Source organism: Agromyces kandeliae (assembly GCF_009674665.1).
Lineage (GTDB): Bacteria > Actinomycetota > Actinomycetes > Actinomycetales > Microbacteriaceae > Agromyces > Agromyces kandeliae.
This window is the reverse complement of sequence record NZ_WKJD01000018.1, coordinates 1-25,451: the sequence shown is the minus strand read 5'-3', so window position 1 is coordinate 25,451 and position 25,451 is coordinate 1. Positions and strand designations below refer to the sequence as shown.

Annotated in this window: 21 protein-coding genes and 2 pseudogenes; 3 read left to right on the top strand and 20 right to left on the bottom strand. The window is 68.5% G+C overall.

Annotated elements, in window-relative coordinates; all coding sequences use genetic code 11:
• Positions 1-194: 194 nt before the first annotated feature.
• The 14 genes from GJR97_RS12895 to nrdH form a co-directional block, all read right to left on the bottom strand.
• Positions 195-1,565, bottom strand: coding sequence for a class I SAM-dependent methyltransferase (locus GJR97_RS12895; protein WP_154347098.1), 1,371 nt, complete (start codon positions 1,563-1,565; stop codon positions 195-197).
• Entirely contained in the window at positions 1,562-2,953 is a 1,392-nt protein-coding gene (locus GJR97_RS12890; protein WP_324613472.1) for an FAD-binding oxidoreductase, read from the bottom strand. The genes GJR97_RS12895 and GJR97_RS12890 overlap by 4 nt, the downstream gene beginning before the upstream one ends.
• A 200-nt stretch (positions 2,954-3,153) precedes the next feature.
• Positions 3,154-3,990, bottom strand: a complete 837-nt coding sequence (locus tag GJR97_RS12885; RefSeq protein ID WP_154347093.1) for a hypothetical protein — start codon at positions 3,988-3,990, stop codon at positions 3,154-3,156.
• Between the two features lie 170 nt (positions 3,991-4,160).
• Entirely contained in the window at positions 4,161-4,844 is a 684-nt protein-coding gene (locus GJR97_RS12880) for a response regulator transcription factor (protein ID WP_154347091.1), read from the bottom strand.
• Positions 4,837-6,858 (bottom strand): sensor histidine kinase, encoded by a 2,022-nt coding sequence (locus GJR97_RS12875; RefSeq protein WP_154347089.1) that lies wholly within the window; start codon positions 6,856-6,858, stop codon positions 4,837-4,839. Before GJR97_RS12875 ends, GJR97_RS12880 begins: the two co-directional genes overlap by 8 nt.
• Positions 6,859-6,941: 83 nt before the next feature.
• The gene (locus tag GJR97_RS12870; RefSeq protein WP_324613471.1) at positions 6,942-7,772 is read right to left on the bottom strand and encodes an FAD-binding oxidoreductase; all 831 of its coding nucleotides are present in this window, start codon (positions 7,770-7,772) and stop codon (positions 6,942-6,944) included.
• Positions 7,773-8,393: 621 nt separating this feature from the next.
• Positions 8,394-9,080, bottom strand: coding sequence for an MAE_28990/MAE_18760 family HEPN-like nuclease (locus GJR97_RS12865; RefSeq protein ID WP_154347087.1), 687 nt, complete (start codon positions 9,078-9,080; stop codon positions 8,394-8,396).
• On the bottom strand, positions 9,070-10,239 hold the full coding sequence (locus tag GJR97_RS12860; protein ID WP_154347085.1) for a DUF262 domain-containing protein: 1,170 nt from the start codon (positions 10,237-10,239) through the stop codon (positions 9,070-9,072). The genes GJR97_RS12865 and GJR97_RS12860 overlap by 11 nt, the downstream gene beginning before the upstream one ends.
• Positions 10,240-10,505: 266 nt before the next feature.
• Entirely contained in the window at positions 10,506-11,474 is a 969-nt protein-coding gene (locus tag GJR97_RS12855) for a hypothetical protein (RefSeq protein WP_154347083.1), read from the bottom strand.
• 360 nt (positions 11,475-11,834) lie between these two features.
• The gene (locus GJR97_RS12850; RefSeq protein ID WP_154347082.1) at positions 11,835-12,647 is read right to left on the bottom strand and encodes a hypothetical protein; all 813 of its coding nucleotides are present in this window, start codon (positions 12,645-12,647) and stop codon (positions 11,835-11,837) included.
• Positions 12,648-12,999: 352 nt separating this feature from the next.
• The gene (gene nrdF / locus GJR97_RS12845; RefSeq protein ID WP_154347080.1) at positions 13,000-14,019 is read right to left on the bottom strand and encodes a class 1b ribonucleoside-diphosphate reductase subunit beta; all 1,020 of its coding nucleotides are present in this window, start codon (positions 14,017-14,019) and stop codon (positions 13,000-13,002) included.
• A 46-nt stretch (positions 14,020-14,065) separates the two neighbouring features.
• Positions 14,066-16,171 (bottom strand): class 1b ribonucleoside-diphosphate reductase subunit alpha, encoded by a 2,106-nt coding sequence (gene nrdE / locus GJR97_RS12840; protein WP_154347078.1) that lies wholly within the window; start codon positions 16,169-16,171, stop codon positions 14,066-14,068.
• Between the two features lie 35 nt (positions 16,172-16,206).
• Entirely contained in the window at positions 16,207-16,635 is a 429-nt protein-coding gene (gene nrdI / locus GJR97_RS12835) for a class Ib ribonucleoside-diphosphate reductase assembly flavoprotein NrdI (protein ID WP_154347076.1), read from the bottom strand.
• Positions 16,636-16,687: 52 nt separating this feature from the next.
• Positions 16,688-16,921 (bottom strand): glutaredoxin-like protein NrdH, encoded by a 234-nt coding sequence (gene nrdH / locus GJR97_RS12830; protein WP_154347074.1) that lies wholly within the window; start codon positions 16,919-16,921, stop codon positions 16,688-16,690.
• Positions 16,922-17,605: 684 nt separating this feature from the next.
• Between nrdH and GJR97_RS12825 the strand changes: the two genes are divergently transcribed.
• The gene (locus GJR97_RS12825) at positions 17,606-18,424 is read left to right on the top strand and encodes an alpha/beta fold hydrolase (RefSeq protein ID WP_195760708.1); all 819 of its coding nucleotides are present in this window, start codon (positions 17,606-17,608) and stop codon (positions 18,422-18,424) included.
• A 69-nt stretch (positions 18,425-18,493) separates the two neighbouring features.
• Complete coding sequence (locus GJR97_RS12820; protein ID WP_154347071.1) at positions 18,494-19,222, top strand: hypothetical protein; 729 nt, start codon at positions 18,494-18,496, stop codon at positions 19,220-19,222.
• A gap of 20 nt (positions 19,223-19,242) precedes the next feature.
• Here GJR97_RS12820 and GJR97_RS18575 read toward each other — a convergent pair.
• Together GJR97_RS18575 and GJR97_RS12810 are read right to left on the bottom strand one after the other, a co-directional pair.
• Positions 19,243-19,299, bottom strand: a pseudogene (locus tag GJR97_RS18575) (NADPH-dependent FMN reductase); the annotation flags it as partial.
• A 15-nt stretch (positions 19,300-19,314) separates the two neighbouring features.
• Positions 19,315-19,902: an HhH-GPD-type base excision DNA repair protein gene (locus GJR97_RS12810; protein ID WP_154347069.1), complete on the bottom strand. Its 588-nt coding sequence runs from the start codon at positions 19,900-19,902 to the stop codon at positions 19,315-19,317.
• 293 nt (positions 19,903-20,195) lie between these two features.
• Here GJR97_RS12810 and GJR97_RS12805 point away from each other — a divergent pair, with 293 nt between their 5' ends.
• On the top strand, positions 20,196-20,576 hold the full coding sequence (locus GJR97_RS12805) for a glyoxalase superfamily protein (protein ID WP_154347067.1): 381 nt from the start codon (positions 20,196-20,198) through the stop codon (positions 20,574-20,576).
• A gap of 427 nt (positions 20,577-21,003) precedes the next feature.
• Here the strand turns inward: GJR97_RS12805 and GJR97_RS12800 are convergent, their stop codons facing one another.
• From GJR97_RS12800 to GJR97_RS18325, 4 genes and pseudogenes are all read right to left on the bottom strand, one after another.
• Positions 21,004-22,083, bottom strand: a complete 1,080-nt coding sequence (locus GJR97_RS12800) for a LacI family DNA-binding transcriptional regulator (protein WP_324613470.1) — start codon at positions 22,081-22,083, stop codon at positions 21,004-21,006.
• A gap of 11 nt (positions 22,084-22,094) precedes the next feature.
• Positions 22,095-23,618, bottom strand: a complete 1,524-nt coding sequence (gene araA / locus GJR97_RS12795; protein WP_154347065.1) for an L-arabinose isomerase — start codon at positions 23,616-23,618, stop codon at positions 22,095-22,097.
• 145 nt (positions 23,619-23,763) lie between these two features.
• Entirely contained in the window at positions 23,764-25,371 is a 1,608-nt protein-coding gene (locus GJR97_RS12790) for a xylulokinase (RefSeq protein ID WP_407643601.1), read from the bottom strand.
• Positions 25,368-25,451: pseudogene (locus GJR97_RS18325) on the bottom strand (L-ribulose-5-phosphate 4-epimerase); the annotation flags it as partial. The pseudogene GJR97_RS18325 and the gene GJR97_RS12790, both read right to left, overlap by 4 nt.

Below are 25,451 nucleotides of genomic sequence, written 5' to 3'. Positions count from 1 at the left end.
CATTCAGTCGTCCATCCGGCCGCACCGCCGACCGACGGTCGCTCGCCCGCGAGTGTCGCCCCTCGGGCAGTGTCGCCACGAGCACGTCCGCAGCATCGGCCTGGTGGAGCGCTTCGCGCCGCACCTCGTCGAGGTGGGTAACGTGCGCCCGAGGCGCGCCCTGCGCCGCCGAACCGGCTCCGGCGGGCCTGAGCCTACGCCGTCCACCACGGCCGCAGCGGCAGCTCCCCCACTCCCCCGCGCTCGTCCGGCTTCACCGCGAGCACCTGATGCAGCTGGATGCCGCCGCGCTCGAACTGGAGCCGCGAGCCGGCCATGTAGAGCCCCCACACCTTCGCGGTCGGCAGGCCGACCTCGTCGACCGCCTCGTCCCAGTGCTCGACGAGGTTGGCGCACCAGTCGCGCAGGGTCAGCGCGTAGTGCGGGCGCAGGTTCTCCTCGTGCAGCACCTCGAGGCCGACATCCTGCGCTTCGGTGATGATGCGCCCGGATCCCGTGAGCTCCCCGTCGGGGAAGACGTAGCGGTCGATGAACCCGTGGGTCGAGGGTTCGGACCGGTTGTCGGGGCGGGTGATGCAGTGGTTGAGCAGCAGCCCGCCGGTGCGCAGCCGCGACTGTAGGAAGCGGAAGTACTTCGCGTAGTTGCGCACCCCGATGTGCTCGAGCAGCCCGATCGACGACACCGCGTCGAACCCGGTGTCGGCGATGTCGCGGTAGTCGCCGTGGCGCACCTCGGCGAGCTCGCCCAGGCCCTCCTCGGCGATGGCGCGCTGCGCCCACGTGGCCTGCTCCTCCGACAGCGTGACGCCGACGACACGGATGCCGCGGCGCGCCGCGTAGCGCACCATGCCGCCCCACCCGCAGCCCACGTCGAGCAGCCGGTCGCCCGGCGTCAGCCGCAGCTTCTCGAAGACGAGCCGGTACTTGTTCTCCTGGGCTTCGTCGAGGGATGCCTCGGGGCGCGGGTAGCACGCGCAGGTGTAGGTCATCGACGGTCCGAGCACCCATTCGTAGAAGGTGTTCGACACGTCGTAGTGGTGGTGGATGGCCTCGGCGTCGCGGGCCTTGCTGTGCCGGCGCCCCGTGGCGACGCGACGCCACCGGGGCGGCGCCTCCCCCGGCGGCGGCGCGATCGGCTTCAGGTGCTCGACGCCGATCGAACGGAGGATCTGCGCGATGGCCCGTGGCGGCGGCATCCGGAACACCAGTTCGTCGGCGAGCGCGCGGAGCAGTTCGTAGGGGTCGCCCGGGTGCACGCCGTGGATCTCGAGGTCGCCGGCGATGTAGGCGCGCGCGAGGCCGAGGTCGCCGCGGCCGGTGGCGAGGTAGGTCGTGCCGCGCGGCGTCTTCAGCTCGATGCCGATCGGGGCGTCGGGCGGGCCCGCCGAGCTGCCGTCATAGGCGGTGAATCGCAGCGGGAGCTGCCCGCCGGCGACGAGCTCGAGGATCTCGGCGAGGGTGAGCCTGCCCGAGGCATCCGGCTTCGGCGAGGCATCCGCCGGCGTGGCATCCGCCGTCGTCGCCGACGTCGCCGACCCGGGCCCGCGCTCCTTGAACGTCGTCATCGTCGTTGCACCGCCTTCGCGTAGAGGTCGAGGAGCCGTGAGTCGGGGTCGTACCGCCGCTTCGCGGCGCGGTAGGCGTCGCCGCCGTAGAGCGCGTCGAACTCGTCGCGCGGGTAGAAGGCGTCGGAGTACAGCGACTTATGCCCGTCGAGCTCGCTGACCTTGCGCTCGATGAGCCGGTTCGTCGCGCCCTCGGTGGCGCCGACCGGCACGGTCGACCAGAAGCCGACGTTCACGTAGGTGCGCTGCGGCTCGAGCGGGTACAGCGGCCAGTCGGTGTCGTCGCGCGGTCGCAGCGGGCACAGCCAGATCGGCTCGATCGGCACCTCGGCGAGGAACCAGTCGAGGAACTCGGCGGTCCGCTCGATCGGGATCTCGACGTCCTGGATGACGCGCTCGCGCGGCGGACGCCCGCGCAACCGCTCGATGCGGTTTCCGATGTCGTACCGCCGTTCGAGCCTCATGAGCTTCCAGTACGCGCTGCTGCGCCGGTAGCGCCGCGGCCAGAGCCGGCGGACGAGCGGATGCTGCGCGCCGAACGCCTGCGAGCACCAGAACCAGTCGGTGTCCCACCGCCACAGGTAGTCGTGGATCGTGAGCCGGTCGTGCGTCGCACCGTCCGCGTGCTGGATGGAGCGGTAGAAGATGCGCTGTCCGGTGTAGTCGCTGGTCGGGCCGGATGCCGCGGTCTGCACGCCCACGCAGAGGTAGCTCTCGTCGGCACTGAAGACGACCCCGTCGAGGTAGTCGACGCTGGTTCCGTCGTCGAGGGCGCCGGTCTCGACGATGCGGTTCATAGCGCGGATGAGGTCGGGAATGGCATGGAACCGCAGGTGCGTGAGCGCGACGAACGGCTCGACTGGCTCCAGCTCGATGCGCAGGCGCACCGCGTAGCCGAGCGTGCCGTACGAGTTCGGGAACGCGTGGAACAGGTCGGCGTGCTCCGTCGGCGACGCGGTCACGACCTCGCCGGCGCCGGTGAGGATGTCGAGCTCGAGCACCGACTCGTGCGGCAGCCCGCTGCGGAACGACGTCGACTCGATCCCGAGCCCCGTCACCGCGCCGCCGAGCGTGATGGTCTTCAACTGCGGCACCACCAACGGTGCCAACCCGTGCGGCAGCGTCGCCGCGACGAGATCCTCGTAGGTGCACATGCCGGCCACGTCGGCCGTCCGCGCCTCCGCATCGACCGCGATGACCTGCGTCAGCCCCGACGTGTCCAGGCCCCGGGCCTCGACTCGGTCGCGCGACCGGAACAGGTTCGACGTCGGCTTGGCCAGCCGCACCGTCGCCGTCGGGCGAAGGGCCCGGTAGCTCGCCAGCAGGCGCTCCACGCCGTCGGCGTGAGCGGCTCGTGCGTCAGTCGCGTCGGTCGCAGGAGCGGACACACCCTCACGGTAGTCCGCAGGGGCCGCTGTCCGCATGCGGAGTTCCCTCGGCGACCGACGCCCCCGCTCCGCTGCGTCCATCGGCGCCGATGGGGCCGGCGGTGCGTCGTCGGATCAGGGGCCGTCGGTCCGGATGCGGTACGTCGAGGCCGTCTGGCGATGGGCCGTGCGATGGCTCTCCCGCCCCACGTCCGCACCGCCTATACGCGCGTCCGCTCCTCCGGCACCGGTGCCGGTACCGGTGCCGCCGACTTGCCGAGTCGGATCCCAGCGAGGATGAGCCAGACGACCATGAGCGGACCAGCGACTCTGAGCAGCACCACGGCGGACTCGGTGAAGGCGCCCCCGAGGGAGGAGCCCGCCAGGCCGAACGCGGCGAGGAGGCCGACCCAGCGGGAAACGCCGTGTTGGGCCCAGCTCGCGCCGAGCAACCACGTCGCAGCGGCGAGATGGATTCCCCAGCGAAGCGGATCGATGATCTCCGTACCCACGCTGTAGAGCGTCAGCATCAGGATCATGTTGTCGACGACGACCCAGACGTAGCCTGATGCCCTCGCCCATGTCGGGGCGGGAAGGGCGGAGATCACGGGCAGCAGGGCGAAGTGGAACGCCAGTCCGGCGAACACGTAGATGATCACGCTCGGCGGCGGGGAACCTTCGAACTCGTTCCGCACGCCGAGGCCGATGATCGCGATCATCCCGAGGACGAAGAAGACTGCGGCGGCATACGCGAATCTGGAGGCGACGGTGTCGTTCATCGCGGGCATTTCCTTCGACTCCGTCTCGAACGACGACGTGCCGTCGGTTCGGCGCCGGCTCGCGAACACGGCCGCGATTCCGATCGCGAGTGTCGCAACGGCGATCAAGGACGACGTCACCGCCGGCCCGGCGTGGTCGATCCACATCCAGCGGACCGGCCCGCCCGCCGCCGCGGACGCGATCGCGTATCCGATCGACTGCGCGAACGAGAGCACGCTCACGGTGAGCGCGACGATCGCCACCGCGACCCACCACCCACGTCTGCTGCGGTTCTCCATGAGCTGCCTCCGTCCAGTGCGACCTCAATCGGCCGTGTCCGCGTGCGTCCGGATCTCGACCTCGGCTCACCGTCGACGCTACGGGCGCCGACGACCGTCGCGACATCCGGGATTCGCATGATGCGTTGCGGAATCCCGGAACCCCGATCGGGGTGTCCAGCGGGCCTGGCTCAGATGGGCCGCGCGCGACGCTGGTCGTCGAAGAACGCGAGCACCGCGGCGACCCGGCGGTGCACATCAGGCTCGTCGGCGAGTCCGAGCTTCGTGAAGATCGAGCCCAGGTACTTCTCGATCGAGGATTGGCTGAGGTGCAGCCGCTCGGCGATCGCACGGTTGCTGGCACCGCCCGCGACGAGGGCGAGCACCTCGTGCTCGCGGTCGGTGAGGGCGAGCAGCGGCGAGTCCGCGTTCCGGCGTGAATGCGCCACCATGGTCGCGACGACGTCGGCGTCCACCACCGACCCGCCGTCGACGACCTCACGAATGGCCGCGAGCAGCTGCGCGGGTCGCCCGACCCGTTCCTTGAGCAGGTACGCGAGCCCGCGCGTGCCTTCCCGGAACAGCGACATCGCGTAGGCGGGATCGTTGTGCTGCGAGAGCACGACGACTCCGATCTCAGGGTGCGCGGCGCGGATCGCGAGCGCGGCGTCCACGCCCTCGGTGCGATGATGCGGAGGCATCCTGATGTCGGTCACGACGGCGTCGGGTCGCTCACGCTCGACCACCTGGGCGAGCTCGACCGCGGTCGAGACCGCGGCGATCACCGTGAGCCCGCCGTTCTCCACGGCGTGGCGGACCCCTTCGCGGACGAGGTAGTGGTCCTCGGCGATCGCGATACGCAGCGGTTCAGGCATCCTCGAACTCGACCTCCCGTGCGTCCAGTGAGGCGCGCACGAGGGTGCCCCCGCCCCCATTGCGTGCCACGGTCAGCGACCCGCCGAGCGCTTCGATCCGATCGCGCACGCCCGCGAGGCCACGCCCGATGCCGAGCGGGTCGCCACCCGGGCCGATCCCGTCATCCGCGATGGCGATCTCGAGGCGCGCGCCGTTGCGACTGAGCGTGATCTCCACCCGATGCGCCTCGGCGTGCTTCAGGCTGTTCGCGAGCGCCTCCGCGACGATGAAGTAGCCGGCGCCTTCGATCGCCTCATCGAATCGTGCCGTGCGCAGGTCGGCATCCGCCCGGACGGTGACGGGAATCGGATGTCGCGCCGCGAGGGCCTCGACGGCACCGAGGAGTCCCTGGTCGGTGAGCACGCTCGGATGGATCCCCGTGGCCAGGTCGCGGATGTCGTCCAGCACGCGGGTCAGGCCGTCGCGGAGCAGGTCCATCGCGGTCGGCTGGACTGCGGGTTCCGTGTCGAACTGCCCGACGAGCGCGATGAGCGCGACGAGGTCCTGCTGGACGCCGTCGTGGATGTTGCGCTCGATGCGTCGCCGCTCGCCCTCCTGGGCGTGGACGAGGCGGGTGCGCGACGCCGACAGCTCGGCCGCCTGCGCGGCGAGCCGCTGGGTGAGGCGCACGTTCGCGACCGCGAGCGCGGCCTGCTGCGCGAAGGTCATGACGACGGCGCGGTCCTCGGCCGACCATGCTCCGGCTCGCTTGGGTCCGCACAGCACGTCACCGACGTGGGCGCCGTCGAGCACCACCGGAACGACGAAGACCGGCGCCTCATCAGGGGCCCGGCCGGGCGCGTCGTCATCGGTGATGCTGACCCGCACCCACGCGATGCCGAGTCCCTCTTCGAGCGCGGTCGCCATGCGCGGCAGGAGCGTGCCAAGGTCGAAGGTCTCGGCGAGCGTCCTCCCGAGCCGCGCGATGGCGACGGCGGGATCGGGCCGTGCGCCGAACAGCCATCGATCGGCGACGCGCCCCAGAACACGCTGCGTCGGCGCGAAGAGGGTCGCGACCACGACGGCCAGGAGCACCGCCCACGGCACGGTGAGGTACTCGCTCGCGGTGACGCCGATGATGGACGCCGCCCCGACGAAGACGGCGGCGATCACGATCCACAGCACGGCGGCGACGAGCCCGCGCCGCAGGAGCCGGTCCGGGTCGAACCGACGGGGATCGATCACCCCGAGGATGGCCGCGGCGGTCAGGAGTGGCGGGTAGAACACGAACACCGCGTACACGGCGACGGTCACCGCGCCCGCGTTCTCCCGCAGGACGAGGTTCACGACGAGGACGACCCCGATGAGTGCGAACGGCGGGAGCAGCCAGCGCAGGCGGCGGCGGATGCGGGGCCCGCTCGTCACGTAGCGCACGATCAGGAACGCCGGCGCAAGCAGGGCCGGCAGCCACAGCGCGCCGAGGATCACCTGCACCGTGCGGTCACCGATCGCGAACGGCAGGACGTGAAGCGGATTCGGTTCGCCCGAGACCTGCACGAACCACTCCAGGGGCAGGTTCTCCGCTCCGAAGGTGACCAGGGCGACGGTTGCGTACATGAGCGAACCCGTCGCCCAGAGCACCGGGACGGTGTACGGCAACGGCCGCCCGTCCGGGTAGATCCGGAGCGCGACGAGCATCAGCAGGAGGACCCCGACGGTGAGGCTTCGCCGCGCGAGCAGGAGCCAGGCCGCCGACGCCTCAACTCCCAGCTGCAGAGCCTGGTCGGTGAAGACATCGATGCCCGTGCCGACGGCGCCGAGGCCCGTGCCGATGACGATCCAACTGATGACTCGATCGCCCCGATAGCGCAGCCGCGCGATTCCCGCGATCACCACGGAGCACAACGATGCGACCAGCCAGGGCAGGCTCACGGGCCATCCCGCCAAGGCGAGCGCGAACCCGGCGACGGTGGCGACGAGCCCCGTTGCCACCGAAGCCTCGGCCCAGAGGCCGTGGACGCGGCGGGCTTCCATGCCGCCATCGTCCCGCACTTCGGCGCAACTGGCGATGCCGTGGTCTGGAAGGGGCGATTCCGGAATACCGCAATCGACTTCCGTCAGAGCCGGCGAACGAGTGGATGCTGCGCGCCGAACGCCTGCGAGCACCAGAACCAGTCGGTGTCCCATCGCCACAGGTAGTCGTGGATGGTGAGCCGGTCGTGCGTCGCGCCTTCCGCGTGCTGGATGGAGCGGTAGAAGATGCGCTGTCCGGTGTAGTCGCTGGTGGGGCCGGATGCCGCGGTCTGCACGCCCACGCACAGGTAGCTCTCCTCGGCGCTGAAGACGACCCCGTCGAGGTAGTCGACGCGGGTGCCGTCGTCGAGGGCGCCGGTCTCGACGATGCGGTCCATCGCGGCGATGAGGTCGGCGATGGCGTGGAACCGCAGATGCGTGAGCGCGACGAACGGCTCGACCGGCTCCAACTCGATGCGCAGCCGCACCGCGTAGCCGAGCGTGCCGTACGAGTTCGGGAACGCGCGGAACAGGTCGGCGTGCTCCGTAGGCGACGCGGTCACGATCTCGCCGGCGCCGGTGAGGATGTCGAGCTCGAGCACCGACTCGTGCGGCAGCCCGTTGCGGAACGACGTCGACTCGATCCCGAGGCCCGTCACCGCGCCACCGAGGGTGATGGTCTTCAGCTGCGGCACGACCAGCGGCGCCAACCCGTGCGGCAGCGTCGCCGCGACGAGATCCTCGAATGTGCACATGCCGCCCACGTCGGCGGTCCGCGCCTCCGCGTCGACCGCGATGACCTGCGTCAGCCCCGACGTGTCCAGGCCCCGCGCCTCGACCCGGTCGCGCGACCGGAACAGGTTCGACGTCGGCTTGGCCAGCCGCACCGTCGCCGTGGCGGGCAGCGCCCGGTAGCTCGCCAGCAGGCGCTCCACGCCGTCAGCGTGAGCGGCCCGTGCGTCAATCGCGTCGGTCGCAGGAGCGGACACACCCTCACGGTAGTCCGCGGGGGCGGTACCCGCACTCGTGCACGTCGCCTCCGACATCGTCGGAGGCGACAGCGAAGTCTAAGCGCCAGCTTCCATGGGTTCGGCGGGAATCTCTACTCGCAACCGTCGCTGCTCACGTCGCCAGCCTTCTTCCACCTTCGCCTCTCACGACCGGGCGACCGCGCACGAACCCCGGTGTGTCTGGATCCACATCCGCGCTCACTAGCATCAGTCCCGCCGATTCGGTGTCGCCGGGCGCTTTCAGACCTTGGTGCCGCTCGTCCCTCGCTGCGGCGACGTCCGCCGGTAGCGGATGTCCATCCTGGAATAGCCCGAGCGGCGGTTGCCTACGCAGGGTTCACCGTTTGGGCGCCCGGCCCGGCGCCGCCGCAGTCGGAACGCGCGACCGAACGCCTCGGTGGAGCCGTACCCGAATCGCACCGATGCCCAGCTGTTCGGAGTCATCCAGCATCCCTGACCGGCCGACAGCCGACAAGCGAGATCCATTGCGTCCTGAGGCCTGCCCGAAGGTAGTCGCGTAGTCCGCTGTGAGATGCTCAGGCCCTGCTATTCAGAGGAGACAACTTGGACTGACAGCGCGGCAGCTTTCCGTTGAAGCCGCTCCGCGAAGGTCCGCAAGAAGTGAAGATAGCGGCCGACGTCATCCGGCGTGGGTTTTCGCTCCGCTTTCCCGTGCGCGATGTCGTTGCGGCAGTCGACGATGTCGCGCAGGCTCAATTCAACGCTCGCCGTCTGAACGTCGCCGGTATCGTCAACCATCTCGATATCGCCATCACACACGTTTCCCGCATTTCCCATACGCGCGAAGATGTCGTTGATGACCGAAGCTTTTGCGCTGGTAACTAATCTCGCGAACGTGGTGGCCTGCAGAGCACCTTTCGGAGGCTTGGCGTTATCGTTCCAAAGAGCTGCGACGGTGCCCAGGCGCTTGAGCAATGATGCCCGCTGTTCGTCATCGCGCGCCGCGAGGATGGATTCCAGCTTCGGCAAGGTGTGCACCTCCCTCAAGCCGCGCGGGAGACGGCTCGATGCGATTTCACCTGTACCGACTGCATCAACGTATTCCTCGGCGAGCGTCTTCAGATACGCCTCAAAATGGCTAACCACGAGAACCACGGCCGCGCGACACAGCGCATTCGTCTGTTCGGCGGATCCCTGCCTCTCGGCATCGATGGCCAATTGGCGCAACAGTTCAACCTCGGTGGTGCCGTCCGCGAAAACGTCAAGCGCCACGAGGAGACAAGCCTTCTTCTAGGAGATTGGTCGAAAGCGTCGTCGGAACGCCAGCCTCGCGTAGGCGTTCGCTGAGCGCGGCGACGCGATAGAGGACCCGCGAGCGGTCAGCAGTTGCCCTTCCAATAGAGAGCTGAAACCGCTCCTCGGACGACAAGAGTTCAAGAGCCGCACGAGCCGACTCACGATTTTGAATCAGCGCGCGATGGTCGCTATAGGCGACCGACACCATGACTGCATCAAACAATGCCTTATTTACGGGGTTCTGAGAACCTTGGGCCATGAAAGGGCGATCCCCGAATACATCCTTGACGGTCCTACACACACTCTCGAAGCGGTCAGCCTCCTCATCGAGGATAGGGTCCTTTCGATGAGTGCGCATATACTGATTGAGCAACTGACGCAATGGTGGACGATAAGACGCAATCCCATTGACCAGGGCAAAGAAGCGCAGAACGAGTTCCTCATGACCCATTCGCTTGTTGTTGAAGCTGCCAAGCAGCTCGGTGAAGTAGGACTCCTGCGCGAGCGCTTTTAGGGAGTTGTTGAAAGGCCCGCGGTAGACAGAGTTGCGGAGCTCCTGCGCAGTTAGGCTTGCCGCGCCGGTATTGAGGCGTTCGAACACATCAAATTTGATGTCGGGATGACTGTCAGCGGTAATGACGATGCAACGAATTGTTCGACTTTCTAGTCGGCGCTGATCCTTCGGAGCAAGATCAGAAAACTTGTCGCCGTTGAGTTCCGAAAGCACCGATACACCAGTAAGCGCAAATTCATCGTCTAAGAACTTCCGAATGGTGGTGAGCCGCTGCAGGCCGTCTATGACCTCGTAGACACCTTCCTCATCCTCAGCGAAGTAGCAGACTGGAATTGGCACATTTAGCAGCAGCGACTCGATCAGACGCGACGCCTTACCGCTGTCCCACACATACTTGCGTTGATACGCAATATTGAGGCTTATTCGCCCACTCCTGATGTCCTCACGGATGGAACGCACGCCGAGGTCGTAGGGCTGGGTCACGAGCTTGCGTTCGTCGGGTGCGATTGCCAGTGGCTCCGCTTGCTCGGTGTCGTCGCTGTCGTCGGGACCGTCCAACGGATTGGTCGGGGCTGTTTCGTCCGCGACGGAGTGCTCGGCTTCGTATTCCGACGTGGTCATGTTGTCCTTCCCGATGCGTTCCTCGAATCTAGCGGTCCGAGCAGTGGAGTGAAGCTCCGAGAGCGAAACGCTGCGCGGCGGGCGCACACCATGCCGGTACTTCGCCTGGGAGTGCGAACTTGGAACGACAAGGTGGATCTATTTCGCAGACCACAACCAGCCTCGCGCTGCTGCCCATATCGTTTACGAGTTGGATCTCAGAGTCGGCGGGTTGACTGGATCGAGATGAGGCGCCGAGATGGGGATTGGGAAGCGTGCACCGTGAGTCAGGCGTCGGCCAGGTCAGCGAGCTGGGCGAACGTCTCATGTACGGCGGGCTGATTGGCGGGAACGGTGATCACGCGGGCGAGCGTCACCGGCGAGTGCGGAGCCACAGCGCGAATGCAGGCCGCGAACCGCTTGTCTGCCGTCAAGAAGACATCTGCCTCGGGGAGATAGGTAGCAATCTGATTGTCGACGGGTGTGCCGTCGTTGGTGGAGAGGGTCGATTGGACACGTCCGAAGGCCCACCGAAGCCAATTCAGCGGGACGCGATCGCGGTCCACTTCACGAGTCCAGAACCGTGTCCAATGGCCTCGATCGCTCGCTTGCTCATTGAGCCACGGCGCAAGCCAGTCATGGTCGGGGCCACTTTGTTTGAGCGCGGCATACCAACGGTTCATGGCTTCCCCACGCCAGGCATCGAAGGGATCGCTGCTCCAGCCAGGCTCTTCGCCGACGAGCATCACTGCCTCGGCGAACGAAACGCGCTCGAACGTAGTTCCCGTGGCCCTCGCCTCCTCGCGCGCCTGACGGGCGTCTGCGCGAGCGCGCGTCACCCTAGCGTCCGATAACTCTCCGTGGATTCGTGCGGCTTCCTCCGGGGTTTTGCGGACGAAGTCCCACCAACCCGACTGCCAGTCCTTCCTGTGATGGTTCCAACTCGCGAGGCGAGGGCGCGGGTTGATCCACTCCGGGCGGAGGCGCTCGACTTCGCCGCGAACCTCATTTGCTTCCTTATAGGCCTCCGGCATGAGACGCACCCATGCTGCGCTAGTCATCGCCGCTATGCGACGAAGCTTCGCCTCCTGACCCTCTTCAGACTGTGGATGGGCCTGTAAAGCCTCGATCACGATCGCCGGTGGCACTACGACTTCAACGCGCCTGCTCCAAGCCTCGAGCTGCAGGGCCTCGACGGCATCGGCGTTGACGAGAAAAGTCCAGATATTGTTGTCGAGCATCAGGCGACGAACCACGAGCCCGATTCTCGCATTCAACGGCCGCGATAGACCGTGTTGCTAAAGGAGGCAGTGACTTCGTGGGTGAGTCTTGATGTCGTGTCGCCCGATGTCATCTCTGATGAGTCCGAGCGGTGATCGGCCCGCTGTTCCCATGGGCGAAGGCGATCGGCTGGCCGCAGGTCGACGGTCGCACGCGGCTGGACTCCTTGGCGGTTCGGATGAGCGCACATGGTGGAATTTGGCGGATTGGGAAACTGGGGCAGGGTCTACACCAGCGTTAGCCGCTGGTACCGAGCTGACTGCGCCGGGCCGGACGTGGCGCGGACGTACTCGTAGCGCCAGCCGCATGACGGCCGGCGCCGCGACAGATTCAGTTCATCCGCTTTCTGCTGTCCTTAGCATGCTCGCGACATCTGCTGTCGCCTGTGCGAAGGCGTCACCAACCGCGGCGGGCAACTGCCAAACTCGGATCAGCTGCGACGTGCCGATGACGGTCACCCCGAATACAGTCGTGCAGTACTTCGCAAGGTTGTCACTGGGTAAGGCGATCTCTGGGAAGTCCGGTCCGCCGGGCCTCTCGCTCAGCGATTCCGTGAAGACCGATTCGCCATGAGCAACACCCGACAGGTGCGAGTAGATGGCGGCGGCCTCCCCCGCGGGTGAGCCGATCTGCTGCAGCATTTGCTTCGCGAGGGCTGTGGGCCGAGGCACCTTCTCACGTACAACGACTCTGATTTCGTCCCGCTCACGCATCGCCCGCTGAATGGCGACGCCAATAGGCTCCGTGGACAGCATCTGGATGCCTCGCGCCGCGCCGGCTTCGAGCTCCGCCACGACCATGGCTCTCGCACGGTACTCGGCTCGCGTTGACGTCGGAGCATCCATCACCCACCAGGCGCGCGCCCAAGTTTCCAAGAGGCTTCGGTCGAGCGTCGCGAGACTTGGCCCGTGCGAACCGGGGAGTGTCAGCAATCCGGCGAAGGACGCCAAGTGGTCCGTCGCCACGGACTGGTGAAGCGCGATCAAGCGCACCGCGGCGTTGATCTCCCTTGTCGGATCGAGCGCAATGACTCCCCGCGGCGACGTCCCGCGCATTGCGCGCTGGACTGTCTTGCTCGCAGACACCAGAGCGGTGAGGCAATCAGCCACTGCGCGTCGCTCGTCTTGAGTTGAGGAATAGGTACGCATTTAGTCGATCCCATCAATAGTGCGGCTGCCGCGTCAGCATTGAGAGGCTCAACCGCTCGCGTCCCCGTCGACGAGTAGAGGCCCTGTCACATGCTCGCCGGAGCGTCGCCAACTTCGGACCGTCGACTAGCGGACAGTTCGCTTCCCGCGCTCAGCATCGCTGAGCTCCATGCGCTCGGTCATCAACTCGCGAGTTCGCCCGCACCCCGACGTGCGACCCTTTCGAGCACCCCAGCCGTGATCTCGCTTCGGCCGTCCGCTGACTCGAGAACCTTCCAAAGGATCAAGAAGTCCCAACTAGCGCAATCTCGATGTACCCAATGGGTCAACTATCGTGACGTCTCACAATGCACTAGAAGTCCCAGTCCTCGTCCTCCGTGTTGACCGCCTTGCCGATCACGTACGACGAGCCCGACCCCGAGAAGAAGTCGTGGTTCTCGTCGGCGTTCGGCGAGAGCGAGGCGAGGATCGCCGGGTTCACGTCGGTGACCGAGGAGGGGAACATCGACTCGTAGCCGAGGTTCATGAGGGCCTTGTTGGCGTTGTAGTGCAGGAACTTCTTGACGTCCTCGGTGAGGCCGAGGCCGTCGTAGAGGCTCTGCGTGTACTGCACCTCGTTGTCGTAGAGCTCGTAGAGCAGCGAGAACGTGTAGTCCTTGATCTCGTCGCGCTTGGCCTGGTCGACCAGCTCGAGTCCGCGCTGGAACTTGTAGCCGATGTAGTAGCCGTGCACGGCCTCGTCGCGGATGATGAGGCGGATGAGGTCGGCCGTGTTGGTGAGCTTCGCCCGCGACGACCAATACATGGGCAGGTAGAAGCCCGAGTAGAAGAGGAACGACTCGAGCAGCGTCGAGGCGACCTTGCGCTTCAGGGGCTCGTCGCCGCGGTAGTACTCCATGACGATGGAGGCCTTCTTCTGCAGGTGCTCGTTCTCGACCGACCAGCGGAACGCGTCGTCGATGTCCTTGGTCGAGCACAGCGTCGAGAAGATCGACGAGTAGCTCTTGGCGTGCACCGATTCCATGAACGCGATGTTCGTGTACACCGCCTCTTCGTGCGGGGTCAGCGAGTCGGGAATGAGCGAGACCGCGCCGACCGTGCCCTGGATGGTGTCGAGCAGCGTGAGGCCCGTGAACACCCGCATCGTGGTCTGCTGCTCGTCGGGCGACAGCGTGTTCCACGACTGCACGTCGTTCGACAGCGGTACCTTCTCGGGCAGCCAGAAGTTGTTGACCAGGCGGTTCCAGACCTCGAGGTCCTTGTCGTCCTGGATGCGGTTCCAGTTGATCGCGTTGACGTGGTCGACCAGCTTGACCGGGCCGGCGTGCGCCGGGTCGCTCTTCGCCGAGTTCACCGGGTCGGTGAGGGTCATCCGTTCATTCCTCTTCTCGAGTCATCCGTAATGTGAGAAATGCTCATCAAAGCATGCACGAGACGCACTCGGACATGTTCGTTCCTTCGAGCGCGAGCTGACGCAGCCGGATGTAGTAGATCGTCTTGATGCCCTTGCGCCACGCGTAGATCTGGGCCTTGTTGATGTCGCGGGTCGTCGCGGTGTCCTTGAAGAACAGCGTGAGCGAGAGACCCTGGTCGACGTGCTGCGTCGCCGCGGCGTAGGTGTCGATGACCTTCTCGTAGCCGATCTCGTACGCGTCCTCGTAGTACTCGAGGTTGTCGTTCGTCATGAACGGCGCCGGGTAGTAGACGCGGCCGAGCTTGCCTTCCTTGCGGATCTCGATCTTCGACGCGATCGGGTGGATCGACGACGTCGAGTTGTTGATGTACGAGATCGAGCCGGTCGGCGGCACCGCCTGCAGGTTCTGGTTGTAGATGCCGTGCTCCTGGATGGAGGCCTTCAGCTCCTGCCAGTCGTGCTGCGTCGGGATGTGCACGCCGGCGTCGGCGAACAGCTCGATGACCCGAGCCGTCTGGGGCACCCACGCGGCATCCGTGTACTTGTCGAAGAACTCGCCCGACGCGTACTTCGACTCGGCGAAGCCGTCGAAGGCCTCGCCGCGCTCGATCGCGATCCGGTTCGACGCGCGCAGCGCGTGGAAGAGCACCGTGTAGAAGTAGATGTTCGTGAAGTCGATGCCCTCTTCGCTGCCGTAGTGGATGCGCTCGCGGGCGAGGTAGCCGTGCAGGTTCATCTGGCCGAGGCCGATGGCGTGCGACTTGTCGTTGCCGTCTTCGACGGACCGCACCGACGAGATGTGCGACATGTTCGAGACGGCGGTGAGCCCGCGGATGGCCGTCTCGACCGTCTTGCCAAGATCGGGCGAGTCCATCGACAGCGCGATGTTCATCGACCCGAGGTTGCACGAGATGTCCTTGCCGATCTGGGCGTACGACAGGTCTTCGTTGTAGGTCGTCGGCGTGTTGACCTGGAGGATCTCGGAGCACAGGTTCGACATGTTGATCCGGCCCTTGATCGGGTTGGCCTTGTTCACCGTGTCCTCGAACACGATGTAGGGGTAGCCCGACTCGAACTGGATCTCGGCGATCGTCTGGAAGAACTCGCGCGCGTTGATCTTCGTCTTCTTGATGCGCGGGTCGTCGACCATCGCGCGGTAGTTCTCGGTGATCGGCACGTCGCCGAACGGCTTGCCGTAGACGCGCTCGACGTCGTACGGCGAGAAGAGGTACATGTCCTCGTTGTTCTTCGCGAGCTCGAACGTGATATCGGGCACGACGACGCCGAGGGAGAGCGTCTTGATGCGGATCTTCTCGTCGGCGTTCTCGCGCTTGGTGTCGAGGAACCGCATGATGTCGGGGTGGTGCGCCGACAGGTACACGGCACCCGCGCCCTGGCGTGCACCGAGCTGGTTGGCGTACGAGAACGAGTCCTCCAGGAGCTTCATCACGGGGATGATGCCCGACGACTGGTTCTCGATCTGCTTGATCGGCGCACCCGACTCGCGGATGTTCGAGAGCAGGAGCGCCACGCCGCCGCCGCGCTTCGACAGCTGCAGCGACGAGTTGATGCCGCGGGAGATCGACTCCATGTTGTCTTCGATGCGGAGCAGGAAGCACGAGACGAGCTCGCCGCGCTGCGCCTTGCCCGTGTTGAGGAACGTCGGCGTCGCCGGCTGGAAGCGCCCCGCGATGATCTCCTCCACGAGATCGGTCGCGAGCTGCTCGTCGCCCTGCGCGAGGCCGAGCGCGGTCATGACGACCCGGTCTTCGAAGCGCTCGAGGTACCGCTTGCCGTCGAAGGTCTTCAGCGTGTAGCTCGTGTAGTACTTGAACGCGCCGAGGAACGTCTCGAAGCGGAACTTCTTCGAGTACGCCAGGTCGTTGAGCTTCTGGATGAACTCGAACGAGTACATGCCGAGCGTCTCGGGCTCGTAGTACTCCTTCTCGACGAGGTAGTCGAGGCGCTCCTTCAGCGAGTGGAAGAAGACCGTGTTCTGGTTGACGTGCTGCAGGAAGTACTCCCGCGCCGCCTCCTTGTCCTTCTCGAACTGGATCTTCCCGTCGGCGCTGTAGAGGTTCAGCATCGCGTTCAGGGCGTGGTAGTCCATCCCCGAGTTGCTCGAGCGCGGTGCGTCGATGACCGCTACGCCACTGTCGTCTGCGGCGCCTGCTGCTGCGTTGACCAAAATGCGTCCAATCCCTCGTCGACGGCGCGAACGTCGTCTGGTGTTCCGAATACTTCGAAGCGGTAGAGGTGCGGCACGTGGCACTTCGCGGCGATGATGTCGCCCGCGAGCCCGTAGGCCGCACCGAAGTTGGTGTTCCCAGCGGCGATGACGCCGCGGATGAGGCCGCGGTTCTGCGGGTCGTTCAGGAACCTGATGACCTGCTTGGGCACCGCGCCCTTGCCGTCGCCGCCACCGTAGGTGGGGACGACGAGCACGTACGGCTCGTCGGCGACGAGCGCGGCATCCTTCGCATGGAGCGGGATGCGCGCCGCCGGCCGGTCGAGCTTCTCGATGAAGCGCGCGGTGTTGCCCGACACGCTCGAGAAGTAGATGAGGTTCGTCATGACTGCTCCAGGTCGTGCATCTCGACCCCCCGGTCGATGCGCCCGGGAGCCGTTACGCGAGCCGAGAGGCCAGCTCGTCGATCTTGTCGGGTCGGAAGCCCGACCAGTGACCTTCGTCGGTGATGACGACCGGGGCCTGCAGGTAGCCGAGTTCCTTGACCGCGGCGAGGGCGGTCTCGTCCTGTGACAGGTCGAGCACCTCGTACTCGATGCCCTTGCTGTCGAGGGCTCGGTACGTGGCGTTGCACTGGACGCAGGAAGGCTTGGTGTAGACCGTGACCGTCATCTCTGTGACCCCTCTTTCTCAGGCTCCTGGAGGAGCCGTTCCCCCGGTGTTGCTTCGACTCATCGATACTACATCTTGTGTCTGGGCAATTGCACGACCACAAGATGATGTAGTTACATCCGTGTAGTTTTCCACCGCGTTCTCCACCGTTCATCAACAGGTCGATGCCGGTCTGATCGGCGGATTCTCGCGGTTCGCGATTCGGTTCTCCACAGGCCTGCTCATCTGTGCAGAGCCGGCCTGTGAGTGGATGTCGGGCGTGTCGTCGGCGTGTCGCCCACGCACCACGCCGGCACGAGGCATCCGCACCGCCCTGGCGACGACGCGACGACCCCCGCTGGCGACGGCTTCACGCGACATACCGGCTCCCCCGACCCGACATCTGGCCCTCATCGGCCCGCCGACCACAACATCTGGTGGCGTCCGCTGGTAATGCTGCCACCACCCACCGACATTCCCGCGACGGATGACACGGCGCGTCGTGGCATCCGCCCGCCCCCACTTCACGGGGAGGCCCGCGCCCGCACCGCGGGGCCCTACCGGCGTGCGGCCACGCGGGTTAGCCTGACGACGGACTCGACCGACGCACCGACGCCGCCGCGCTCCGATGCAGACCAGTCCGACGGCAGACCAGACCGACGCAGCCCACCACCGACGCAGGCCCGGCCTGCGAGGGAGGACCGCATGTCCCACACCGTGATCTCGCACGACGGCGCCTCGATCGCCTACGACCGCGAGGGCGAGGGCCCGCCCGTCGTCCTGGTCGGCGGCGCGTTCCAGTTCCGCGCGTTCGACCCGGCCACGAAGCAGCTCGCGACCCACCTCGCCAAGCGCGGCTACACGGTCGTGAACTACGACCGGCGCGGTCGTGGCGAGAGCGCGCACGACGTGCCGATGGGCCTGCACGAGACGCTCGCCGACCTGCGCGCCATCGTCGCGGAGCTGCAGCGCATCCACGAGCTCGGCGAGGGGGTCGCCCTCTTCGGCAACTCCTCCGGCGGGGCCATCGCGCTCGCGGCCGCAGCGCATGGGCTGCCCGTGACCGCGATCGTCGCGTTCGAGGTGCCGATCGGCGCCGAACAGGGGCACGAGGGCGCGGAGTTCCTCGACGGCATCCGCGAGCGCGTCGCGGGCGACGACCCCGACGCGGTCGTCGAGTACTTCATGAAGGACATGCCGCCCGACTGGCTCGAGCAGGCCAAGGGCACCCCGGCGTGGCCCCTGATGGTGCGCATCGGCCCGAGCCTCGAGGCGGATGCCGAGTCCCTCGCCTGGGCGCAGTCCGCGCCGCACGCCGAGCTGCTCGGGTCGATCCAGGCGCCCACGCTCGTGCTCGTCGGCGAGGAGGAGGCCCCGAACGGGATGGCGCCGGCCGCCGACGCGATCGTCGCCGCGATGCCGCACGCCGAGCGCGGCACCGTGCCCGCCGTGCAGCACTCGTGGCAGCCCGAGAGCATGGCCGGCGCGATCGCCGACTTCCTCGACGCGCACGTGGAGCGCTGACGGGCGAGCGCCCGGCGGCTCAGCCGGACACGGGTTCGACCGAGTCCCCCGTCGCGATAGCGTGTGCGCGTGACCCCCCACGGACCCGACCACTTCGGCGCGAGCCCGCGCCTGCGGAGCCGCTCGGCGACCGGCCTGCCCGCGGCCCGGCGGCCCGCGCTCGCCCTGATCGTCGCGATCGTCATCGGCGCGTCCACGCTCGCGTTCGGCGTCGGCAGCGCGAACGGCGCGGCGGACGGCGTGGTCGCCGCCGCCGGGGGTCTCACGATCGGCGCCGTGGTCATCTGGATCCGGCAGGCCGTCGTCCTCGGTGAAGCGCGCCCGCGATTGCGGGCCTTGCGCGAGCAGGCAGGTGATCCGAGCGCCGTCGCGGTCCGCAGCACCGCCGGCTTCGCGGCATCGAAGGCACACGAGCGGGATCTCCGCGAGGAGCGCCGCAAGCCCGGACGCGCCTTCCAACTGCTCACGCTCGATGCCGACGGGTTCGAGCTCCGCGAGCGGCCCGCGGGCGGACCCGGCGGGGTCGCGTTCGTGCCGTGGGCGAGCGTCGAGTCGATCCGGGTCGGCAGTGCCGAGTTCGCGGATGTCTCGGAGCGCGCCATCCTCGTCGCCGCGGACGTCCACGGCCACGCGTTCCTGCTCGGCCTCAGCCCGCTGGACGACCGTGCGTGGTGGATCCGGCCCGCGCCCGAGCACGAGTACCTGCGACTGATCGAGGAGATGATCCGCCGCGCCGGGTCGGTCCACTCCCGGTCGGACGCCGCCCCCTTGCCGAGTGATACCAGTCGCGCCGGGTGATGCCGTGGCACCGGTATCGCGTTCTTCAGGGCACCCGAGGTCGAGTGGTTGTACTCGGGCGTGACGAAGAGGTAGCCGTCTCGCGCGCTGCGCTACTGCTTCGCGGCCTTCGCCGCCGCCTTCGCGGCCTGCTTCGTGGCGCGGACCTTCGCGAGCGACTCCGGGTCGACGATGTCGGCCACCGAGGCGTACGACCCCTCGTCGCCGTAATGGCCGGCGGCCTCGCGCCATCCGCTCGCCTCGAGCCCGCACTGCTTGCCGAGCAGCGCCAGGAAGATCTTCGCCTTCTGCTCGCCGAACCCGGGCAGCGCCTTGAGTCGCTTCAACACCTCGGGGCCGTCGGGGTCGCCCTGCGTCCAGATCGCGGCGGCGTCGCCGCCCCACTCGTCGCGCACCGCGGCGGCGAGCGCCTGCACGCGCCCGGCCATCGAGCCCGGATACCGGTGGACTGCGGGAGGCTGCTTGAACGCCTCGACGAACCGCTCGGGCTCGACGGCGGCGATCGCCGCGGGCTCGATCGTGCCGACGCGGTCGCGGATCTTCGCCGGCCCCGCGAACGCCGTCTCCATCGCGACCTGCTGGTCGAGCAGCATGCCCGTGAGCAGCGCGAACGCGTCGCTGCCCAGCAGGTCGTCGGCAGCGGCATCCCCGGTGATGTTGAGCGTGGTCATGGGCTCCATCCTCCCACCGCAGGCCGCGGCTCGCCGGTCGGCGGCCGACCCGGCCCGGTCTGGCCTGGCTTGGCTTGGCGCCCCGCCCGCCCGCGCGCGCGCCCGCGCATGGATGCGATCACGCCGTCGGAGATTCCCGACGACACGCCGGATGCGCGCGGCGCGCCGCGCCGAATCTCCGACGACCCGAACGCCGCGCGTTCAGATCCATCCCAATTCCGGACAGCACCTGACCGGAAAGCGCGGGACACTGGCGGAAGCAGCCGGGGCATCCGTCGCCCGGCCCGAACGGGAGGACCACCATGGACTGGAAGATCGAGCTGATCTTCGTGCCCGTCACCGACGTCGACCGCGCCAAGGAGTTCTACGTCGACACGCTCGGCTTCACCGCCGACCACGACCAGCGCGTGAGCGACGACCTCCGCTTCGTGCAGCTCACCCCGCCCGGCTCGGCGTGCTCGATCGCGATCGGCGAGGGTCTCGGCATGACGCTCGAGCCCGGCCGGCAGGACACGATCCAGGTCGTCATCCCCGACGCCGACGCCGTCCTCGCCGACCTGCGTGCCAAGGGCGTCGAGGCCGAGGGCGTCGACGAGCAGGCGTGGGGCCGCTTCATCTCGCTCGCCGACCCCGACGGCAACCGCTGGACGCTCCAGCAGCTGCCCGACTACTCGGCCGCCTGAGGCGACGGATGCCCCGTGGTGGGCGCCGCACGCACGGGCCGGCGCGCCCACGCGCCCACGCGCAATCCGACCACGAATTCGCAGGATGACCCGGCGCGTGCCGCCCCTGGCCTCACCATGGCGCGGCTCATCCTGCGAACTCGCCCACGCCGAGCCGACCCGATGCACGCTCTCGCGCCCTCCACGCGAGAGTTCGCAGGAAGACGCCGCGGATGTCACCTCAGACGCCCCCATGGCGCGGCTCATCCTGCGAACTCGAGCCGTCGCACCGTGCGGCGCGCGCAGTACGGGGAGGGGGGCGCGGCGTGCGCCCGTCCGCGCCGCGCGCGGCCCGCGCACCGCCAGCGGCCCGCGCGCCGTCAGCGGTCCGCGCACCGTCAGGCCCGCGCGCCGTCAGCCGCCGGGCGCCGCCAGCGGCGCGGCGCCGTCAGCCGCGCGGCGCCGCCGTGCTCGCCCGCACGACCAGCTCGGGCACCCGCGAGGTGCGGTCGGGCGCGGCCGCCTCGTCGCGCAGCACGTCGGCCACGGTCGCCATGATGTCGCGTCCGAGCGAGTCGAAGTCCTGCCGCATCGTCGTGAGCGGCGGCGTGAAGAACGCGGCCTCGGGGATGTCGTCGAACCCGACGACGCTGAGCTCGCCCGGCACCTCGACGCCGGCCTCGTGGCAGGCGTGCAGCAGGCCGAGGGCCATCTGGTCGTTGCCGACGAACACGGCGGTCGCCCACCCGTCGTCGAGCAGGCGGCGTCCCGCCGCGTGGCCGGATGCCGCGAGCCAGTCCCCCGCGATCGGTTCGCGCACCTCGAGCCCGTGGGCCTCGAGCGCGGCGGCGTAGCCGCGGCGGCGTTCGGCGGCATCCATCGAGTCGGTGGGGCCCGCCACGTGGGCGATGCGCCGATGCCCGAGCCCGATGAGGTGCTCGGTCGCGAGCCCGCCGCCCGCGGCCTGGTCGAACGAGACGCGGTGCATGCCGGGTTCGATCTCGGATGCCACGGCCACGACGGGCACGCCCGCGTCGATGCCGCGCAGCACGTCGACGCCGTCGCGCTCGCCCGAGATGAGCACGATCGCCTCGACGCGCTGCAGCACGAGCCGGTGCACGGCCTGCGTGAGCACGTCGGGGTCGAGCGTGCGCATGCTCGCCTGACTGACGGCGTACCCCGCCTCGCGGGCCGCCTCGTTGAACCCGAGCGCCGCGCTCGAGGGCCCGTAGTCGGGGCGCCCCGCCTGGATCAGGCCGATCGAGCCCGAGCGCCGCTGCGCCATCGCGCGGGCCGTCGGCGAGGGCGTGTAGTTGAGGTCGGCGATGGCCTGCCGCACGCGCACCCGCGTTGCGGCGGCCACGCCGGGCAGGTCGTTGAGCACGCGCGACACGGTCTGGTGCGAGACGCCGGCGTGCCGTGCGACGTCGAACATGGTCGGCACGCCCGACGGGCCGGACGCCTCGGCCGGGCCGGACGCCTCGGCCGGGCCGTCGCCGACCCGCGCCGAGGCATCCGCACCGGTCACGTGGTCCTCCTTCAGAGGCCCTGCGCCAGTCGGTAGTAGGCCTGGTTCCACCGTACTTCGCGCTCGAAGCCGCGCTGCGTCGTCTCCTCGTCGATGACGAGGAGCTCGACGCGCGCCATCTCGGCGAAGTCGCGGAAGACGTCCACGCCGACCGCGGTCGACATGACCGTGTGGTGCGCGGCGCCGGCGGTCAGCCAGGCGGCGGCCGACGTCTGGAAGTCGGGGGCGGGCTTCCAGATCGCGCGCCCGACGGGCAGCTTGGGCAGCGGCTCGCGCGGCGCCACGTTCTCGACGACGTTCGCCGTGAGGCGGAACCGGTCGCGCATGTCCGACATCGCGACGACGACGGCCGGGCCGGGGTCGGCCGTGAAGACCAGGCGCACCGGGTCCTCCTTGCCGCCGATGCCGAGCGGGTGGATCTCGAGCGACGGCTTGGCCGTCGTGATCGACGGGGCGACCTCGAGCATGTGCGCGCCGAGGATCAGCTCGTCGCCGGGCGTCATGTCGTAGGTGTAGTCCTCCATGAGGGTCGCGCCGCCGGGCAGTCCTGCCCCCATGACGTTCGCGACGCGCACGAGGATCGCCGTCTTCCAGTCGCCCTCGGCGCCGAAGCCGTAGCCCTCGGCCTGCAGGCGCTGCACGGCGAGGCCCGGCAACTGGCGCAGCGCGCCCAGGTCCTCGAACGACGTGGTGAACGCGCCGAAGCCGCCCTCCTCGAGGAACGAGCGCAGGCCGATCTCGATCGCCGCGCCGTAGCGCAGCGACTCGTGCCGCTCGCCGCCCTTCCGCAGCTCGGGTGCGACCTCGTAGAGCTCCTCGTACTCCGCGACGAGCGCGTCGATGTCGGCGTCGGATGCCGCGTGCACGGCGTCCGCGAGCTCGTTCACGCCCCACGTGTTCACCTGCACGCCGAACCGCAGCTCGGCCTCGGTCTTGTCGCCCTCGGTCACCGCGACGAAGCGCATGTTGTCGCCGAAGCGGGCGAGCTTCAGGTCGCGGGATGCCGCGAGGCCGGCCGCCGCACGCTGCCACGTGCCGAGCTCGCGCTGCACGCGCGGGTCGGAGGCGTGGCCGACGATCGTCTTCCGCGGCACGCCGAGCCGTGTCTGGATGTACCCGAACTCGCGGTCGCCGTGCGCGGCCTGGTTCAGGTTCATGAAGTCGAAGTCGATGTCGGCGTACGGCAGCTCGACGTTCGCCTGCGTGTGCAGGTGCGCGAGCGGCTTCTGCAGCGCGTCGAGGCCGGCGATCCACATCTTCGCGGGGCTGAAGGTGTGCATCCACGCGACGACGCCGATCACGTTCGGCGCGGCGTTCGCCTCGAGCGCGATCTGCTTGATCGCGGCCGAGTCGGTGAGCACGGGCTTCCAGACGATCTTCACGGGCACGTCGGACGCCGCGTCGAGCGTCCCGGCGATGGTGCGCGACTGGTCGGCGACCTGCGCGAGGGTCTCGGGGCCGTAGAGGTGCTGGCTTCCGGTGAGGAACCAGACCTCGTATCCGTCGAGCGAGGTGGTGAGCGGCGTGCGGGTCATGTGCGTGTCCTTCGTGTGGTTCCGGGTGCTTCGGTGTCTGGGGTGTCTGGGATGTCTGCGGTGTCTGGGATGTCTGCGGTGTCTGGGATTTCCGGGGCGCCGGTCGGTGGATGCCTCGGGCGGAATGTCTCGGGCGCCGGCGCCGTCACAGCGCCTCGACGGCGGCCGCCTCGGCGGCGAGTCCGGCGGCGTAGCGGTCGAGGTAGGCGGCGAAGCCGGCGACATCCGTCGGTTCGGGCTCGGCGACGTCGATCGCCGCACCGGCGAAGACGCGCCGGTCGAGGTAGGTGCCGAGGTCGGCCTCGTCGGCGTGCCCGAGGTAGTCGGCGAGCACCGCGATGCCCCACGCGCCGCCCTCCGAGGCGGTCTCGCCGACGGCGACCGGCGCGTCGAGCGCGCCCGCGAGGAACCGCTGCGCGACCCCCGCCGTGCGGAAGATGCCACCGTGGGCGAACATGCGGTCGAGGCCGACGCCCTCGGCGTGCAGCACGCGCATGCCGAGCGCCAGCGTGCCGTACACGCCGTAGATGTGGGCGCGCATCAGGTTCGCGAGGGTCAACCGGCTGTCGGGCGTGCGGACGACCATCGGCCGCCCCTCCTCGAGGCCCGCGATGGGTTCGCCCGCGAGGTGGTTGTATGCGATGAGGCCACCGGCATCCGCCTCGCCCTCGAGCGCCTCGCGGAACAGCGCGCCGAACACCGCATCGCCGTCGAGCTCGACGCCCGCGGCCGCGGCGAACCGCCCGAAGACGCCCGCCCACGCGGCGAGCTCGCTCGCTCCGTTGTTGCAGTGCACCATCGCGACCGGGTCGCCGGCGGGCGTCGTGACGAGGTCGAGCTCGTCGTGCGCAGTCGACAGCGGATGCTCCAGCACGACCATCGCGAAGATGCTCGTGCCGGCGCTGACATTGCCGGTGCGCGGGGCGACCGCGTTCGTGGCCACCATGCCGGTGCCGGCGTCGCCCTCGGGCGGGCAGAACGGGATGCCGGCGCGCAGCGCGCCCGTCGGGTCGAGGAGCGCGGCGCCCCCGGCAGTGAGCTCGCCGGCGACCCGCCCGGCCGGCAGCACCTCGGGCAGGAGGTCCGCGACCTTCACGCCGGGCGCGCGGTCGGCGACGAGGTCGTCGTAGATGCCGATGAGTCGCGCGTCGTAGTCGTTCGTCGCCGAGTCGATGGGGAACATGCCGGACGCGTCGCCGACGCCGAGCACGTTGCGCCCGGTGAGCTTCCAGTGCACGTACCCGGCGAGGGTCGTGATGGTCGCGATCCCGGGCACATGCGGCTCCTCGTCGAGGACCGCCTGGTGCAGGTGGGCGATCGACCAGCGCAGCGGGATGTTCACGCCGAACCGCTCGCTGAGCTCGGCGGACGCGGGCCCCGTCGACGTGTTGCGCCACGTCCGGAACGGCACCAGCAGCTCGCCGTCGGCGTCGAAGGCGAGGTAGCCGTGCATCATCGCCGAGACGCCGATCGCGCCGAACGTGTCCGGCACGACGTCGTACCGGCGCCCGAGGTCGGCGATGAGGTCGGCGTACGCCGACTGCAGGCCCGCCCAGACCGACTCGAGCGAGTACGTCCAGCGACGGTCCAAGAACTGGTTCTCCCACTCGTTGCTGCCGACGGCGAGCACCTCGGTCGGGTCGGGCCCGACCAGGCAGGCCTTGATGCGGGTCGACCCGAACTCGATGCCGAGCGACGTGCGCCCGTCGAGGATCGCGGCGCGCGCGGCATCCGTGGTCATGGTCTCGCTCATCGTCGTGCGTCTCCACTCTGTCCGTAGACGTTCTGGTACCGGTCGTACAGCCGGTCGATCGAGTCCTGCGGGATGGGGAT

Excerpts from the sequence above, each read along its gene's own strand:
- GJR97_RS12895 (WP_154347098.1), bottom strand. The coding sequence starts at position 1,565 with ATGACGACGTTCAAGGAGCGCGGGCCCGGGTCGGCGACGTCGGCGACG.
- GJR97_RS12885 (WP_154347093.1), bottom strand. The coding sequence starts at position 3,990 with ATGGAGAACCGCAGCAGACGTGGGTGGTGGGTCGCGGTGGCGATCGTC.
- GJR97_RS12880 (WP_154347091.1), bottom strand. The coding sequence starts at position 4,844 with ATGCCTGAACCGCTGCGTATCGCGATCGCCGAGGACCACTACCTCGTC.
- GJR97_RS12875 (WP_154347089.1), bottom strand. The coding sequence starts at position 6,858 with ATGGAAGCCCGCCGCGTCCACGGCCTCTGGGCCGAGGCTTCGGTGGCA.
- GJR97_RS12860 (WP_154347085.1), bottom strand. The coding sequence starts at position 10,239 with ATGACCACGTCGGAATACGAAGCCGAGCACTCCGTCGCGGACGAAACA.
- GJR97_RS12850 (WP_154347082.1), bottom strand. The coding sequence starts at position 12,647 with ATGCGTACCTATTCCTCAACTCAAGACGAGCGACGCGCAGTGGCTGAT.
- nrdF (WP_154347080.1), bottom strand. The coding sequence starts at position 14,019 with ATGACCCTCACCGACCCGGTGAACTCGGCGAAGAGCGACCCGGCGCAC.
- nrdE (WP_154347078.1), bottom strand. The coding sequence starts at position 16,171 with ATGGACTACCACGCCCTGAACGCGATGCTGAACCTCTACAGCGCCGAC.
- nrdI (WP_154347076.1), bottom strand. The coding sequence starts at position 16,635 with ATGACGAACCTCATCTACTTCTCGAGCGTGTCGGGCAACACCGCGCGC.
- nrdH (WP_154347074.1), bottom strand. The coding sequence starts at position 16,921 with ATGACGGTCACGGTCTACACCAAGCCTTCCTGCGTCCAGTGCAACGCC.
- GJR97_RS12825 (WP_195760708.1), top strand. The coding sequence starts at position 17,606 with ATGTCCCACACCGTGATCTCGCACGACGGCGCCTCGATCGCCTACGAC.
- GJR97_RS12810 (WP_154347069.1), bottom strand. The coding sequence starts at position 19,902 with ATGGAGCCCATGACCACGCTCAACATCACCGGGGATGCCGCTGCCGAC.
- GJR97_RS12805 (WP_154347067.1), top strand. The coding sequence starts at position 20,196 with ATGGACTGGAAGATCGAGCTGATCTTCGTGCCCGTCACCGACGTCGAC.
- araA (WP_154347065.1), bottom strand. The coding sequence starts at position 23,618 with ATGACCCGCACGCCGCTCACCACCTCGCTCGACGGATACGAGGTCTGG.
- GJR97_RS12790 (WP_407643601.1), bottom strand. The coding sequence starts at position 25,371 with ATGAGCGAGACCATGACCACGGATGCCGCGCGCGCCGCGATCCTCGAC.